11 protein-coding genes are annotated in these 12,771 nt (G+C 72.3%); 5 read left to right on the top strand and 6 right to left on the bottom strand.

What is annotated here, in order from left to right; genetic code table 11:
• Positions 1–283: 283 nt before the first annotated feature.
• Together K7C98_RS36580 and tmk are read right to left on the bottom strand one after the other, a co-directional pair.
• Positions 284–586, bottom strand: coding sequence for a hypothetical protein (locus K7C98_RS36580; RefSeq protein WP_224196517.1), 303 nt, complete (start codon positions 584–586; stop codon positions 284–286).
• Between the two features lie 80 nt (positions 587–666).
• A complete protein-coding gene (gene tmk, locus K7C98_RS36585; RefSeq protein WP_224196518.1) occupies positions 667–1,290 on the bottom strand; it encodes a dTMP kinase in 624 nt (207 codons plus the stop codon).
• A gap of 117 nt (positions 1,291–1,407) precedes the next feature.
• Here tmk and K7C98_RS36590 point away from each other — a divergent pair, with 117 nt between their 5' ends.
• Positions 1,408–2,457: a hypothetical protein gene (locus K7C98_RS36590; RefSeq protein ID WP_224196519.1), complete on the top strand. Its 1,050-nt coding sequence runs from the start codon at positions 1,408–1,410 to the stop codon at positions 2,455–2,457.
• A 194-nt stretch (positions 2,458–2,651) separates the two neighbouring features.
• On the opposite strand, the gene K7C98_RS36595 is transcribed toward K7C98_RS36590, so the two are convergent.
• Positions 2,652–4,238 carry a L,D-transpeptidase gene (locus K7C98_RS36595; RefSeq protein WP_224196520.1) on the bottom strand — a complete coding sequence of 529 codons (1,587 nt, stop codon included), beginning with the start codon at positions 4,236–4,238 and terminating at the stop codon, positions 2,652–2,654.
• Here K7C98_RS36595 and K7C98_RS36600 point away from each other — a divergent pair.
• The gene (locus tag K7C98_RS36600; protein WP_263430167.1) at positions 4,237–5,100 is read left to right on the top strand and encodes an AAA family ATPase; all 864 of its coding nucleotides are present in this window, start codon (positions 4,237–4,239) and stop codon (positions 5,098–5,100) included. The two genes, K7C98_RS36595 and K7C98_RS36600, sit on opposite strands and share 2 nt — an antisense overlap.
• A gap of 4 nt (positions 5,101–5,104) precedes the next feature.
• Positions 5,105–6,361, top strand: coding sequence for a vWA domain-containing protein (locus K7C98_RS36605; protein ID WP_224196522.1), 1,257 nt, complete (start codon positions 5,105–5,107; stop codon positions 6,359–6,361).
• 138 nt (positions 6,362–6,499) lie between these two features.
• On the opposite strand, the gene K7C98_RS36610 is transcribed toward K7C98_RS36605, so the two are convergent.
• Positions 6,500–7,261: an alpha/beta fold hydrolase gene (locus K7C98_RS36610; protein ID WP_224196523.1), complete on the bottom strand. Its 762-nt coding sequence runs from the start codon at positions 7,259–7,261 to the stop codon at positions 6,500–6,502.
• Between the two features lie 121 nt (positions 7,262–7,382).
• Between K7C98_RS36610 and K7C98_RS36615 the strand changes: the two genes are divergently transcribed.
• Positions 7,383–8,795 carry a hypothetical protein gene (locus K7C98_RS36615; RefSeq protein WP_224196524.1) on the top strand — a complete coding sequence of 471 codons (1,413 nt, stop codon included), beginning with the start codon at positions 7,383–7,385 and terminating at the stop codon, positions 8,793–8,795.
• Between the two features lie 97 nt (positions 8,796–8,892).
• Here K7C98_RS36615 and K7C98_RS36620 read toward each other — a convergent pair whose 3' ends face one another.
• Positions 8,893–10,866 (bottom strand): CocE/NonD family hydrolase, encoded by a 1,974-nt coding sequence (locus K7C98_RS36620; protein WP_224196525.1) that lies wholly within the window; start codon positions 10,864–10,866, stop codon positions 8,893–8,895.
• Between the two features lie 48 nt (positions 10,867–10,914).
• Between K7C98_RS36620 and K7C98_RS36625 the strand changes: the two genes are divergently transcribed.
• Positions 10,915–12,057, top strand: coding sequence for an ATP-dependent 6-phosphofructokinase (locus tag K7C98_RS36625; protein ID WP_224196526.1), 1,143 nt, complete (start codon positions 10,915–10,917; stop codon positions 12,055–12,057).
• Between the two features lie 93 nt (positions 12,058–12,150).
• Here K7C98_RS36625 and K7C98_RS36630 read toward each other — a convergent pair whose 3' ends face one another.
• Positions 12,151–12,756 (bottom strand): hypothetical protein, encoded by a 606-nt coding sequence (locus tag K7C98_RS36630; protein WP_224196527.1) that lies wholly within the window; start codon positions 12,754–12,756, stop codon positions 12,151–12,153.
• Between the last annotated feature and the right edge of the window lie 15 nt (positions 12,757–12,771).

Here is a 12,771-nt window from a genome sequence, read left to right on the forward strand (position 1 = left end):
CGTCGCTGCGCGCGCAGGAGGAGCGCCGGGCAGCCGCTGCCCGGCGCTCTTCGTTTTCAGGCGTCGTGGGGGGGCGCAGAGCCATCGCCACGGCGTCGGTGCGGCCGTTCCGCTCTGCTCGCGCGAGAGATCGCGTCCCCGGCTCCGTGGACCTGGGCGAGGGCAGGGGGCTCGCCGGGCGCGCGAAAGGGCCTGTCCTCGCGGACAGGCCCCTCGTCACAGGTCCCTTCGAACATGCTCGAAGGGACCTGCCCCTTCGAACATGTTCACCGTGCCAGGCGCACTAGGCCTGCTCCTCTTCCTCGCCCTCTTCGATGTCGGGCAGCTGGTAGACGATGGTGCGGTCCTGCTGCTGCTCGGCGACCTCGACCTCGCCCTCGCCCTCGCCCTCGTCGCCGGCGTCGACGTCGCCGGCGTCGTCGACGTCGCTCTCGACGACGTCCTCGGCCGCCTCATCGACGGCGTCGTAGCTGTCGACCACGCTCTCGGCGGCGACGGGATCGGGTCGGCTCGGCGCGGGGATGTTGGGGGCGTTGCCCGCCTTCCAGTCCTCGATGGCTCTGCACAGCACGGCGTAGTCGATCATCGGCGGCATGGTAGTCCGCGGGCGTGGCGCCGCGCAACGGGTCCGGCCGGCCGGGGCGCCGGGTGTCTCCGGGGGGCGGGCTACAGGCCGCGCTGGGCGCAGACCTCGCCGATCTGCGCGGTGACCTGGTCCGGAGGCAGGGTGCCGTCGAGGACGACGATCTCCCCGAGGTCCTCGCGCTCGCGGGCGACGTCGTAGAGGCGGGCGACGCGGCGCTGCAGGTCGAGCGCGTCGAACCGCTCGTGCACCGCGGCGCCCTCGGCGGCCCGGCGCTGCACGCGATCGAAGGCCACCTCGGCCGGCACGCGCAGGAACACGTAGAAATCGGGCGCCGGGGCCGCGTGGTTGATCGTCCGCACCCAGTCGAGGTCGCAGTCGAGGGACTGGTAGGCCAGCGACGACAGGAGGTAGCGATCCGACACGACCACGCTGCCGCGCCGGCGGGCCGGATCGATCTCGTGCGCGATGTGCTCGAGCCGGTCGGCCGCGAACAACAGGGCCAGGGCCGCCGGATCGATCGGCGTGGCGTCGACGTGCAGGCGCTCGCGGATCAGCCGCCCGATCGGGAGGCCGCTGGGCTCGCGGGTCTCGAGCACGTCGTGCCCGCGCTGCCGGAGCCAATGCGCCAGCGCGCGCGTCTGCAGCGTGGTGCCGCTGCCGTCGATCCCCTCGATGGCGATGAAACGTCCGCCTGACTCACGCATCGCGGGCGAGCCTAGCAAAAGTCGCGCGCGCCTTGGCGCGTCCGCCCCGGACGCGGATTCCTCGCTCAGAGAGCGCCCGCGTGGCACACTCGCTCGGGCCCAAGGAGTCCTCCGCCTGTGAATCAGCACCCGCCGTCCTCCACTGTACCGCTGGGCAGCTCGCAGAACCCCGCCCAGCCGCAGTACGTGCCCGCGCAGCTCGGCGTGGCAGTGCAGCTCCCCGGGTCCTCCCAGCCCCACCCGGGCGCGGCGCCGATGCCGGGGCAGCAGCCGTACCCGCCGGCGGGCCAGCCGCCGGGCGCCTATCCCCAGGGACAGGTGCCGATGGCCGCCCAGCCGCCAGGGCAGTACCCGCCGGGGCAGTACCCGCCGGGGCAGTACCCGCCGGGCGCCTATCCCCAGGGACAGGCGCCGATGGGCGCCTATCCCCAGGGACAGGTGCCGCAGCAGCCGATGCCGCAGCAGCCGCACCACCACCCCCCGCAGTCGGGCCCGGTGCCGGCCCCGCCGGGGGGCGGGCGCATGGACGAGCTGCAGACCGGCGGCTCGCGCACCGTGTTCGAGTTCACCGGCGCCCACGCCAAGCCCGAGGCCGGTGGCCGCACCTTCGTCGGCAGCCTCGACAGCATGCCCGACCTGTCGCGCGAGCGGCCCGAGCGCATGGCGAGCAACCTCAGCCCAGGCATGCCCTCGTGGCTGATCGTGCTGGTCGGCGTGATCGTCCTCGGCGGCGGCGCTGCCTATGCGGCGTTCCTCCGCGGGAACGCGACCGAGGAGACCGTCAACGCCGCGCCGGCCGAGACGCCGCCGCCCGCCGCGACCGCCGGGACCCCGCCGGTCGCCGGGGCGGTCGATCCTGCCGCCGGGACGCCGCCCGCCGCCGGGACGCCAACCGCCGCCGGGACGCCGCCCGCCGCCGGGACGCCGCCCGCCACCGAGACGCCGCCCGCCGCCGGGACGACGCCCGCGACGACGCCGCCCGCGACGACGCCGCCCGCGACCACGCCGACGCCCGAGCCGGCCAAGACGACGCCGAAGAAGACGACGACGCCGAAGAAGACCACGCCCAAGCCCGAGCCCGAGCCCAAGGAAGAGCCGAAGAAGACCCTCAAGCCGAGCAAGCCGCCGCGCGAGGGCCTCGGCGATCTGCCGCCCCCGCCGAAGTGAGGCCGGCCGGGCCGCTGTCGCCCGGGACATGCCCGCAGCGCCCTGTCGTCAAGGACAGGGTTCTGGGGGCATGTTCAATTGTGCCGGTGCAGCGACACCGCGGAGGCACGGCTCCCGCCGCAAATACCGCCTGTCCCTTGCGACATGCTCCGAGAAACCTGTCCTTCGCGCCCTGTCCCCTGGGGCCTGTCCGTTCAGGCACCCGGCGAATCGGCGCGGGCGATCAGCTCGTCGTCGTCGCCGGCGGGCTCCGACTCGGCGCGGCGGTCGGGCGAGGGCTCCAGGCCCTTGCGCACGCGCACCACGCTGCCGGGGCGGTCGCCGTGGGCGTAGGTCGTCATCCAGCCGGGCGGCAGCTCGGGGCCGGTGCGCTCGAACACGTAGCGGGCGTCGCGGGGCGAGAGGTTGACGCAGCCGTGGCTCTTGCGGTGGCCGAAGCCGTCGTGCCAGTAGGAGGCGTGCAGGGCGAAGCGGCGATAGAAGTACTGCACCCACGGGACCGCCTCGACGTGGTAGGGCGAGTCCTCGGCGTCCTCGGGCCGGTTGCGCATCGGCCCGTAGGCGAGCTTGTTGCGGATCCGGTAGATCCCGCGCGGCGTGGCGGTGTTGGGCTTGTGGCCGGTGCCGCTCGAGACCAGGGTGACGAACACCGGCTGCTGCCCGCGCATGATCGCCAGCGTCTGGCTGCCGACGTCGACGTCGACCCACAGCTCGCCCTCGGGGATGTCGTCGAGCGGGAGCCCGGGCGTCCACAGCCGCAGCTTGTCGGACTCGACGTAGGCCGGCTCGCCGGCGCCGAAGTGATCGGGGATCTCGAACCAGCGGGCGCCGCCGCCGCGCAGCTGCTCGGGCTTCACGTCGAGCGCCTGGTGGTACTCGAGCTGGCCCTCGAGCTTGGCCTTGAGGCTCGGCTGGCGGCGCAGCAGCGCCTCGCGTGAGGTCGCCCAGGCCGGCGCCAGGCCCTCGCGGACCGGCGCGACCGCCAGCTCGCGGCCGAAGAACTCGCTCGGCTTCTCGAACTTCAGGCCGTCGAGCGGGACGACCTGCTCGTCGGCGTCGAGCATCACCTTGCCGTGCCCGGGGATCTGGAGCTCCTCGACGAACGCGTACTGATGATTGGCGGCCAGGATCTCGAGCGGCTCGGCGCCCGAGGTGAGCGCGAACTTGCTCTTGTAGCGCGGGACTTCGGCGAGCAGGTTGCCGCGGCGATCGGCCTTGGGCTTGGCGTAGATGAACGGGACCACCAGGCCCTCGGGGATCAGCGGCTGCAGCGCCGGCGGCCGGTCGTCCGCGACCGCGTTCTTGAGGCAGGCGTAGTCGTCGTGGTCGACCCGGGCCCAGCCCTCGCCGGGGCAATCTGGCCCTTGGACCAGCTCGTAGATGGCGAACGTGCGGCCGCTGTCGATGCGCCCGCGCATCTCGCTGCCGTAGCGCGGCGCGGCGTAGGTGATGATCGTCCGCGCGGCGGCGCGGATGCCGAGCGGGAGCGGCGGGGTCACCACGACCTCGGGCGCCGCCGCGGCCGGCCGGGGTTCGTCGGGTGTGGCGGCCGGCGGCGGGTCGGCGTCGCCGGGTTCGGCCTCGCCGGCCTCGTCGTCTGCGGCGACGTGCGCGGCCTCGCGGACGTCCGGACGGGCGACCGCGGCGATCGCCTCGTCGTCCGCCTCCTCGTCGCAGCTCGGTCCGAACATGACCAGGGCGGCCGTGGGACCGATCGGCAGCGCGAGCCCGGCGAGGGCGGCGAGCCAGGGGCGTGAGGTTCGTACGCGGGGGGCGGACATGATCGGGGGGCTGGTTGTGCCAAGCTCTTCGGCAGTGCAGAGCTTCTCAGGGACTTCCGAGTACATCGTCTCCCCCGAGCTGTCGCGTGCGGTCGACGTGGCCGTCGCGCTCGGCCGGCCGCTGCTCGTCAAGGGCGAGCCCGGCACAGGGAAGACGCTCCTGGCGCGAGACATCGCCAATTTTTTCGAGTGTCCACTGGAGCGCTGGCATGTCAAATCCACGACGAAAGCGGTCGATGGACTGTACCAGTACGACGCCGTCCGCCGCCTGCACGACTCGCGGTTCGGCGACGGCGACGTGCGCGACATCTCGCGCTACATCAGCATGGGGCCCCTCGGCCGCGCGTTCGCCAGCGATCGGAGGGTCGTGGTCCTCATCGACGAGATCGACAAGGCCGACCTCGAGTTTCCGAACGACCTGCTCCATGAGCTCGACGCGATGGAGTTCACGATCCCCGAGACCGGCGCGACCGTCGCGGCGCGCCAGCGGCCGATCGTGATCATCACCAGCAACAACGAGAAGGAGATGCCGGACGCCTTCTTGCGGCGCTGCGTGTTCCACTGGATCGAGTTCCCCGACAAGGCGCTCATGGCGCGGATCGTCCGCGTGCACCACCCCGACGTCGAGGACAAGCTGCTCGCCGGCGCGCTCGAGGCGTTCTACACCCTGCGCGCGGTCGAGGGTCTGCGCAAGCCGCCGAGCACGAGCGAGCTCATCGACTGGCTGTCGGCGCTGCGCCTGTCGGGGATCGACCCCGCGAAGCTGCTGGGGGCCAAGATCCCCTTCCTCGGCACCCTGCTCAAGAAGGAGCAGGACATCGACAACGTCGGCCGCCGCCTGAAGGCGAGGACAGGTTCGTAAGGACATGTTCGCAACGCCATACGAATCACCCGGCGGGGCGCTGTTCCTCGAGTTCTTCTACGCGCTGCGCTCGCGCGGCGTGCCGGTCAGCACCCACAACTGGCTGGCGCTCGTCGACGCCTTGTCGCGCGGCCTGCATCAGAACTCGCTCGACGGCTTCTACCAGGTCGCGCGCTGCCTGCTGGTCTCGTCCGAGGTCCACTACGACGAGTTCGACCGCGTGTTCGGCCAGGTCTTCCGCGGCGTCGAGGCCGACGTCCGCGGGCTGCTGGCCGGGGTCGAGGCGTGGCTGCAGGACCCGAAGGCGCTGGCCGAGCTCGACGAGGCGACCCGCGCCGCGCTCAAGGCCCTCGACCTCGAGACGCTGCGCCAGGAGCTGCTCGACCGCCTCAAGCGGCAGAAGGAGCGCCACGACGGCGGCAACACGTGGGTCGGCACCGGCGGCACCTCGCCGTTCGGTCAGGGCGGGCAGAACCCGGCCGGGATCCGCGTGGGCGGGCAGGGCGGCGGGCGCTCGGCGTTGGCGGTCGCCGACGCGCGGCGGTTCCAGGAGTTCCGCAAGGACGTCGTGCTCGACACGCGCCAGATCGCCGCGGCGCTGCGCCGCCTGCGTCGCCTGTCGCGCGAGGACGGCAAGCTCGAGCTCGACCTCGACGAGACCATCGACGCCACCGCCCGCAACTGCGGCGACATAGAGGTCGTGATGACGCCCGAGCGCCACAGTCAGGTGCGCGCGCTGCTGCTGCTCGACGTCGGCGGCAGCATGGACCCGCACGCGCACCTGGTGTCGCGCCTGTTCAGCGCGGCCCATCAGGGCGCCCGCTTCAAGGAGCTGCGCTCGTACTACTTCCACAACTGCGTGTACGGCCGCGTCTACGAGGACGCCCAGTTCCGCAAGCCGGTGCAGACGAGCAACCTGCTGCGCGAGCTCGACCACAAGTGGACGGTCATCCTGGTCGGCGACGCGTACATGCACCCGGGCGAGCTGACGATGACGAGCGGCGACTGGTGGGAGTCGAACCGCGGCCCCTCGGGCCTGACGTGGCTGGCCCGGCTCGCCGACCGCTTCCCCCGCTCGGTGTGGCTCAACCCCGAGCAGCCGGGCCTGTGGCGCTCGGGCACGATCGCCGAGATCGCGCGGGTGTTCCCGATGTTCCAGCTGACGCTGGCCGGCCTCGACGACATGGTCAAGTTCCTCCGCCGGCCCTCGGTCAGCGCCGAGCGGCGCGCGCTGATCCAGCGCCTGGCCCGGGCGGCCTGACGCGGCGCGGGGCCGTCGACGGATCGAAGGACGCGGCCTGATCCGGCGGCGGGAGACACAGGCCTGCGCGTCTCTGATGGTCGCAAGGACATGCTCTTCGGAGCATGTCCTTATAAAAATGTCAGAGAGGACATGTCCTCAAGGACCTGGCTCGACGAGCAGGTCCTCGACGATCGCCGCTACCTCGGCCGGGCGCTCGGCCTGGACCGTGTGACCCGCGCCGGCGACCGTGCGCAGCTCGACACCGAGGCGGTCGGCCAGGACGCGCCCGGCGGCCGCGAGCGCCGGCGAGTCGGCGCCGCCGACGACCACGCGCGCGGGCACGCGGAGGCCGGCGAGGCCGTCGAGCAGGGCCGGGCGCGCGACCCAGGCCCGGACGGCGCGGGCCATGTCGCGGCGGTCCATCGCGCGCAGGTGGGCCGTCGTCGCGCCGCGCACCTCGGCGGCGGCGTCGGGCGCGTGCAGGCCGGCGAGGACGCCGGCGAGCACCGGCCCGGGGCCGAGCGTGCGCAGGATCGTGGCGAGCGCGCCGAAGGTCAGGCGGTCGCGCGCGCTCGCTTCGTACGGGTTGGCGGCGATCAGCACCAGCGCGCCGACCTGCTCGGGGCGGGTGCGCGCCAGCTCGACGGCCGCGGCGGCGCCGAGCGAGGTGCCGACGACGACGGCGTCGCGGGCGGCGATGCCGTCGAGCACGGCAGCGAGGTCGGCGGCCAGATCGGCGGTCGAGAACGCGCGCGGCGTGCCGCGGCTGTCGCCGTGGCCGCGCAGGTCGACGTTCACCACGCGGGCGCGGCCTGCGAGCCTGGTGGCGACGGCCGCGAAGCTGCCGCGGTGGGCGAGCAAGTTGTGCGCGAGGACGACGACGCGGGCCCCGCTGCGGCCGAGGTCGTCGAACGCCACGCGTTGACCATCGCGGACGATCGCCGGCACGGCCCTGTGCCTGCCACGACGTCGCCGCCGCAGGCAAGTCCGCGGTTGAGCGGGGGCGACGGCTGCGTTACCGTGAATTGACGAGCCCTCCGTGCCGGTCCGCATCATCCCAGGCGCCGTCAGCACCGATCGTCTGCGCGCGCTCGTGATCACCGACGGCGAGACCGCGCCGCCCGTGACGATCGAGGCGCTGCAGGGCGGACCCGCACCGGCGCTGAAGATCCGCGCCCACGCGGCCGGCGACTCGCGCATCGATCAACACGTGCGCAAGGCCGGGCTGTCGCTGTGGGTCTGCGAGGCCGAGGGCCTGCGGGCCGGCGCCGATTACCAGCTGCGGGCCGGCGCCGGGCGACCGGTGCACGTCAAGACGTTCCCGGCCCGGTTGCCGAAGGGGGGCATCACGCTCGCGCTGGCGAGCTGCTACTACGAGGCGTTCGGCCGCCACAAGGACTACTTGCAGCTGCTGCAGTCGGCCCCGAGCTACGGGCCGCTGGCGGCCAAGCTGCTGGTCGGCGACAACATCTACGTCGACGTCGGCGCGGCGCCGGGCCAGGCGCGCAGCGGGGCCGAGGAGACGATCGGGCGCTACCTGCAGTACTACTGGCGCAGCGGCTACGCCGAGGTGCTGTCGTACCTGCCGACGTTCTGCCTGTGGGACGACCACGAGCTGTGGAACAACTTCCCCGAGTGGCAGGTGCACCTCGCGCGCACCAACGCCAGGGATCGCTACGCCTACGCCGAGGCCGGCGTCGGCGCGCTCAAGCTGTTCCAGGCGGTGCTGAACCCGCCGCCGGCGGCCCGCTCCGGGCTGTCGTACCGCTTCGACATCCCGCCGGTGTCGTGCTTCGCCCTCGACCTGCGGGCCGGTCGCACGATCATGAAGACCGCCGACCCGCGCATGACCAGCGAGGCCGAGCTGGTGGCGTTCGAGCGCTGGGCGGCCAACCTGCAGGCGCCGGGGATCGCGGTGTTCGGCCAGCCGCTGTGGCTCGATCGCGGCAACTGGATGGACTACCAGCCGCCCGACTTCGCCGGCGAGTACTCGCGGATCTGGCGGGCCCTGACGAACGCGCCGTACGACGTGCTGGTGCTCTCGGGCGACGTGCACCACAGCCGCCTGCTCGAGATCGACGCCGCCAAGGACCGCAAGGTGTGGGAGCTCGTCAGCTCGCCCGCGTGCATGATCCCGACCATCGAGTCGATCGCCGCCGGCGCGTTCGACGTGCAGGACAAGGGCGTGCTGACGTTCCCGCTGGCGTACCCGGGCGGCCCGGTCGGCCCGCCCGACCTGCGTGCGTTCCACTTCGGCACCGAGATCAACAACACGATCGCGTTCCTCCGCCTCGCCCCCGCCGACGCCGGCGGCATCACGGTCACGACCTGCTTCATGGACCTGAAGACCAAGACGGTCGCGCGCAACAGCAAGCCGCGGGTCGCGGCCCCGCTGGCCTCGCCGCAGCCCGAGTGGTGCCAGACCAGCTTCGTGCTCAAGAAGCGGGCGTGACCGAGCCTGCGCGAAACGACATGTTTTGAAGGAAATGTCCTGGAGGGCATGTCCTGGAGGGCATGTCGCACAGGACATGCGAAAGGCCGTGCGCCCGCTAATTCGCTGCGGCCGCCCCGAGCACCGGCAGGCGGACGCGGCTCGCGTGGGCCGCCGCGCGGTGCACCTTGTGCGTGGCCTTTGTAAAATCCCTGGCTTCGGCCTTGAAGATGTTGGGCACGAAGGTCTGGGGGTTGCGGTCGACCAGCGGGAACCACGTGCTCTGGACCTGGATCATCAGGCGGTGGCCCTTCTTGAACGTGTGCAGCACGTCGAGCAGCGGCACGCGCACGCGGGTGACCTTGCCGGGCACGAACGGGGCCGGCTTGTCGGCGCTGTCGCGGAAGCGGCCGCGGACCACCTCGCTGCGGACCAGCATCTGGTAGCCGCCGAGCTTGTCGTACTTGACCTCGTCGCGCTCGCCCTTGCCCGCGCCGGTGGCCGGCGGGAGCACGTCGATGAGCTTGACGATCCAGTCGGCGTCGGTGCCGGTGGTCGAGACCCACAGCTCGGCCTCGACCGGGCCGGCGACCGTGAGGTCCTCCGCCAGCGGCGGCGTCTCGTAGACCAGCACGTCGGGCCGGCGGGCGGCGAACCGCTGGTCCTCGGTCATGTACTCCTTCGGCATCCCGGCCGCGATCTCCTGGGTGAAGGGGACCGGGCGCGCCGGATCGCTCTCGAACGCGTCGAAGCCGGACCTGGCCTTGGGGACATCCGACGACAGTACCTGACCTTCCCCAAGGTACATGTCCTTCGTGCCAGCCGGTGGCGGCCAGGCCGGGAAGGCCTGCCACGCGTGCGCTCCCGTGTCGAACAGGTGGGCCTCGCCGCTCGGCGGGGCGCCGACGCCCTTGAGGAAGTGCTCGAAGAACGGCAGCTCGAGCCGCTGCTGGTACTCGAGCGAGGTCTTGGCGCCGAAGGCGATGTCGCCGAGGCGGTCGCCCTCGGTGCGCGACCAGCCGCCGTGGCCCCACGGGCCCATGACGAGGATGTTGAACACGCCCGGGTTCTCGCGCTCGACGGTGCGGTAGATGCTGAGCGGGCCGTACAGGTCCTCGGCGTCGAACAGGCCGCCGACGACCATGACCGCCGGGGCGACCTTGCGCAGGTGCGGCAGCAGGTCGCGCTTCTGCCAGAACTCGTCGCGGTTCGGGTGCTCGAGCATCTCGTTCCAGAACGCGATCTCGCCGTGGAGGTGGCGCTCCTGCAGGTGCTTGAGCGGGCCGATGTCGAGGAAGAACTGGTAGCCGTCGCCGGTGCCGTGGTCGAAGCGGCGGTTCCACTCGCGGGTCGGCTGCGGGCGCGGCTTGCCGAACGCGGCGAAGAAGTTGAACGTGTGCGGCAGGAAGAACGCGCCGTGGTGGTGGAAGTCGTCGTACCACCAGTCGGCGATCGGCGCCTGCGGGCTGACGGCGGCCAGCGCCGGGTGGGCGTCGATCATGCCCGCGGCCGCGTAGAAGCCGGGGTAGGAGATGCCGTAGAGGCCGACCTTGCCGTTGTTGCCGGGGGTGTTGGCGACCAGCCAGTCGATCGTGTCGTAGGTGTCGGTGCTCTGGTCGACGTCGTTCGGACCTGACTTTTGGGCCAGGTGCGGAGTCATGTTGACGAACTCGCCCTCGGACATGAACGCGCCGCGGACGTCCTGATCGACGAAGATGTAGCCGGCGCGCAGGAAGATCGGGCTCGGGCCGATCCGGCTCGGGAACTTGTCCTCGCCGTAGGGGTTGCAGCTGTAGGGCGTGCGCTTGAGCAGGATCGGGTAGGTCTTCGAGGTGTCCTTGGGGGTGTAGATCGCCGTGTGGAGGTGGACCCCGTCGCGCATCGGAATTCGCACCTCGCGCTTGGTGTAATGCGCGGCCAGGTAGGCCGCGACGTCTTCGCTCGTGCCCGCGGGCGGGGCGGGCGCAGCGGCCTCGGCGGGTCCGGCCGGGTCGGAGCAGACGGGCGCAGACGCGGGCGTCTGGACGGTGTAGGCGGGACGGCACGCCGCGAGGGCGAGAGCCACGGCGAGGGCACGCTGGGCGACGCTCACCGCTTCGGTATACTCCGGCCTCCGCGTCGCGGACAGCCACGAGCAGTCATGAGCATCGGAATTCTGACGAGCGGGGGCGACGCCCCCGGGATGAACGCGGCCGTTCGCGCGGCCTTTCGCTGCCTCAAGATGCGCGACCCGGACTGCGAGATCGTGTTCTTCCGCGACGGCTTCCGCGGCCTGGCGCGCCGGCTCGACTCGTCGTCCGATCGCAACGTCGATCGCCGGGCGGTCCGCGACATCATTCACCGCGGCGGCACGTTCATCGGCACCGGCCGCGTGCCGGAGCTGCTGCTGCCGGGCGAGAGCCACCCGAGCTACGCCGAGCGCGTGGCGGCCCGCGACGACTTCCTCAAGGTGGCGGCGATCAACCTCTACCAGATGCGGGTCGACAACCTCATCGTGATCGGCGGCGACGGCTCGTTCTGCGGCGCGCGCATCATCGGCGAGGCGTTCCGCCAGCACTTCCCGCGCCGGCCGTTCCGCGTCATCGGCATCCCCGGCACCATCGACAACGACCTCCACGGCACCGAGTACTCGATCGGCTACGACACCGCGCTCAACAACGTCGTCGACGCCATCCGCAAGCTGCGCGACACGATCGAGTCGCACCGGCGGGCGATCATCCTCGAGGTCATGGGCAACACGTCGGGCTGGCTGGCGCTGCAGTCGGCCATCGCCGGCGGCGCCGCGGTGGTCGCCATCCCCGAGGTCGAGGAGACCTGGGACCACGACCGCATCGTCCGCTCGCTCGACGCCGGCGTCCGCCGCGACTACCGCTACTTCATCATCGTCGTCGCCGAGGGCGTGCGCCGCCGCGCCGGCGAGGACTGGTGCGAGGGCCTCAAGCGCAAGCTCGAGTCCGACCCGGCCATCGAGTCGCACCTCGGCCACCCGATGGAGGTCCGCATCAACTCGGTCGGCCACATCGCCCGCGGCGGCAGCCCGACCGCGCTCGACAACACGCTCGCCGGCCTGCTCGGCTCCGGCGCCGCCGACGTGGCCCAGCTCGGCGGCCTCGAGAACCAGGACCCCGTGACCGGCGACGTCATGGTCGGCTGCCGCGGCCCGCAGGCGATCGTCACGCCGCTCGACGAGGTCATCGCCCGCTCGCCCCGCCTCGTCACCCGCGACAGCGAGCTGTACGTGCTGTCGCAGCGGCTGATGCTGAGCGCCGAGCAGCCGTTCTGAGCGCCCCGCGGGGAGTCCCAGGGACATGGTCGAGCAACCATGTCCGAGAGGACATGCGGATCAGGACATGCCCTCGCGGACATGTCCCCGGGCTCAGCTCGTGGCCGGGGCCGCGTGGGCGGCCAGAGCCCGCAGGACGTCGAGCGCGGCGTCGAGCTGGACGTCGGTGGGGAGCTTGTCCCACGGCCAGATCAGCACGACGATGCCGTTTTGGACCATCAGATAGGGGCGCGGCAGGCCCTCGAGCGCGGCCCGCAGCGGCGCGTCGCACAGCGCGGCGGCCCGGCGCGGCGGCGAGGCGTAGGTGGCGAAGCGGGCGTCGAAGGCGTCGTCGCCGGTGCGCACGCGGTCGCCCGGGCGGCGGGCGGTGTAGGCGATCGGCGAGCTGAGGGCGAACACCTCGATCACGACCCACGGGCTGCGATCGATGCGGGCCTCGAGGAACACGCCGAGGTCGCCGTGCGCCAGGGCGCCCTGGCTGAGGTGGAAGGCGACCTGGTCGGCGTTGCCGATGACGGCGAAACCACCGCCGCGCTCGACGAGGTGCCAGCCGCGGCGCTCGGCGAGGCCCGACCAGCGGGCCCGGTCGCGGTCGAGCGCGCGCCGGTGCCTGTACCACAGGTTGCCCAGGAGAAAGCCCGCGAGCGCCGCGAGGATGGCGTTCAGGAGCAGAGCCGTGGGCGACAGGCCGGCGATCATGGCGGCCCGAGTTTA

The sequence above is a fragment of the Nannocystis pusilla genome, assembly GCF_020073745.1.
In the GTDB taxonomy this organism is placed as follows: Bacteria; Myxococcota_A; Polyangia; order Nannocystales; family Nannocystaceae; genus Nannocystis; species Nannocystis radixulma.

What these genes read in the sequence shown, in the direction of transcription:
- K7C98_RS36580 (WP_224196517.1), bottom strand. Translation starts at nt 586, where the DNA reads ATGATCGACTACGCCGTGCTGTGCAGAGCCATCGAGGACTGGAAGGCG.
- tmk (WP_224196518.1), bottom strand. Translation starts at nt 1,290, where the DNA reads ATGCGTGAGTCAGGCGGACGTTTCATCGCCATCGAGGGGATCGACGGC.
- K7C98_RS36600 (WP_263430167.1), top strand. Translation starts at nt 4,237, where the DNA reads ATGATCGGGGGGCTGGTTGTGCCAAGCTCTTCGGCAGTGCAGAGCTTC.
- K7C98_RS36595 (WP_224196520.1), bottom strand. Translation starts at nt 4,238, where the DNA reads ATGTCCGCCCCCCGCGTACGAACCTCACGCCCCTGGCTCGCCGCCCTC.
- K7C98_RS36605 (WP_224196522.1), top strand. Translation starts at nt 5,105, where the DNA reads ATGTTCGCAACGCCATACGAATCACCCGGCGGGGCGCTGTTCCTCGAG.
- K7C98_RS36625 (WP_224196526.1), top strand. Translation starts at nt 10,915, where the DNA reads ATGAGCATCGGAATTCTGACGAGCGGGGGCGACGCCCCCGGGATGAAC.
- K7C98_RS36630 (WP_224196527.1), bottom strand. Translation starts at nt 12,756, where the DNA reads ATGATCGCCGGCCTGTCGCCCACGGCTCTGCTCCTGAACGCCATCCTC.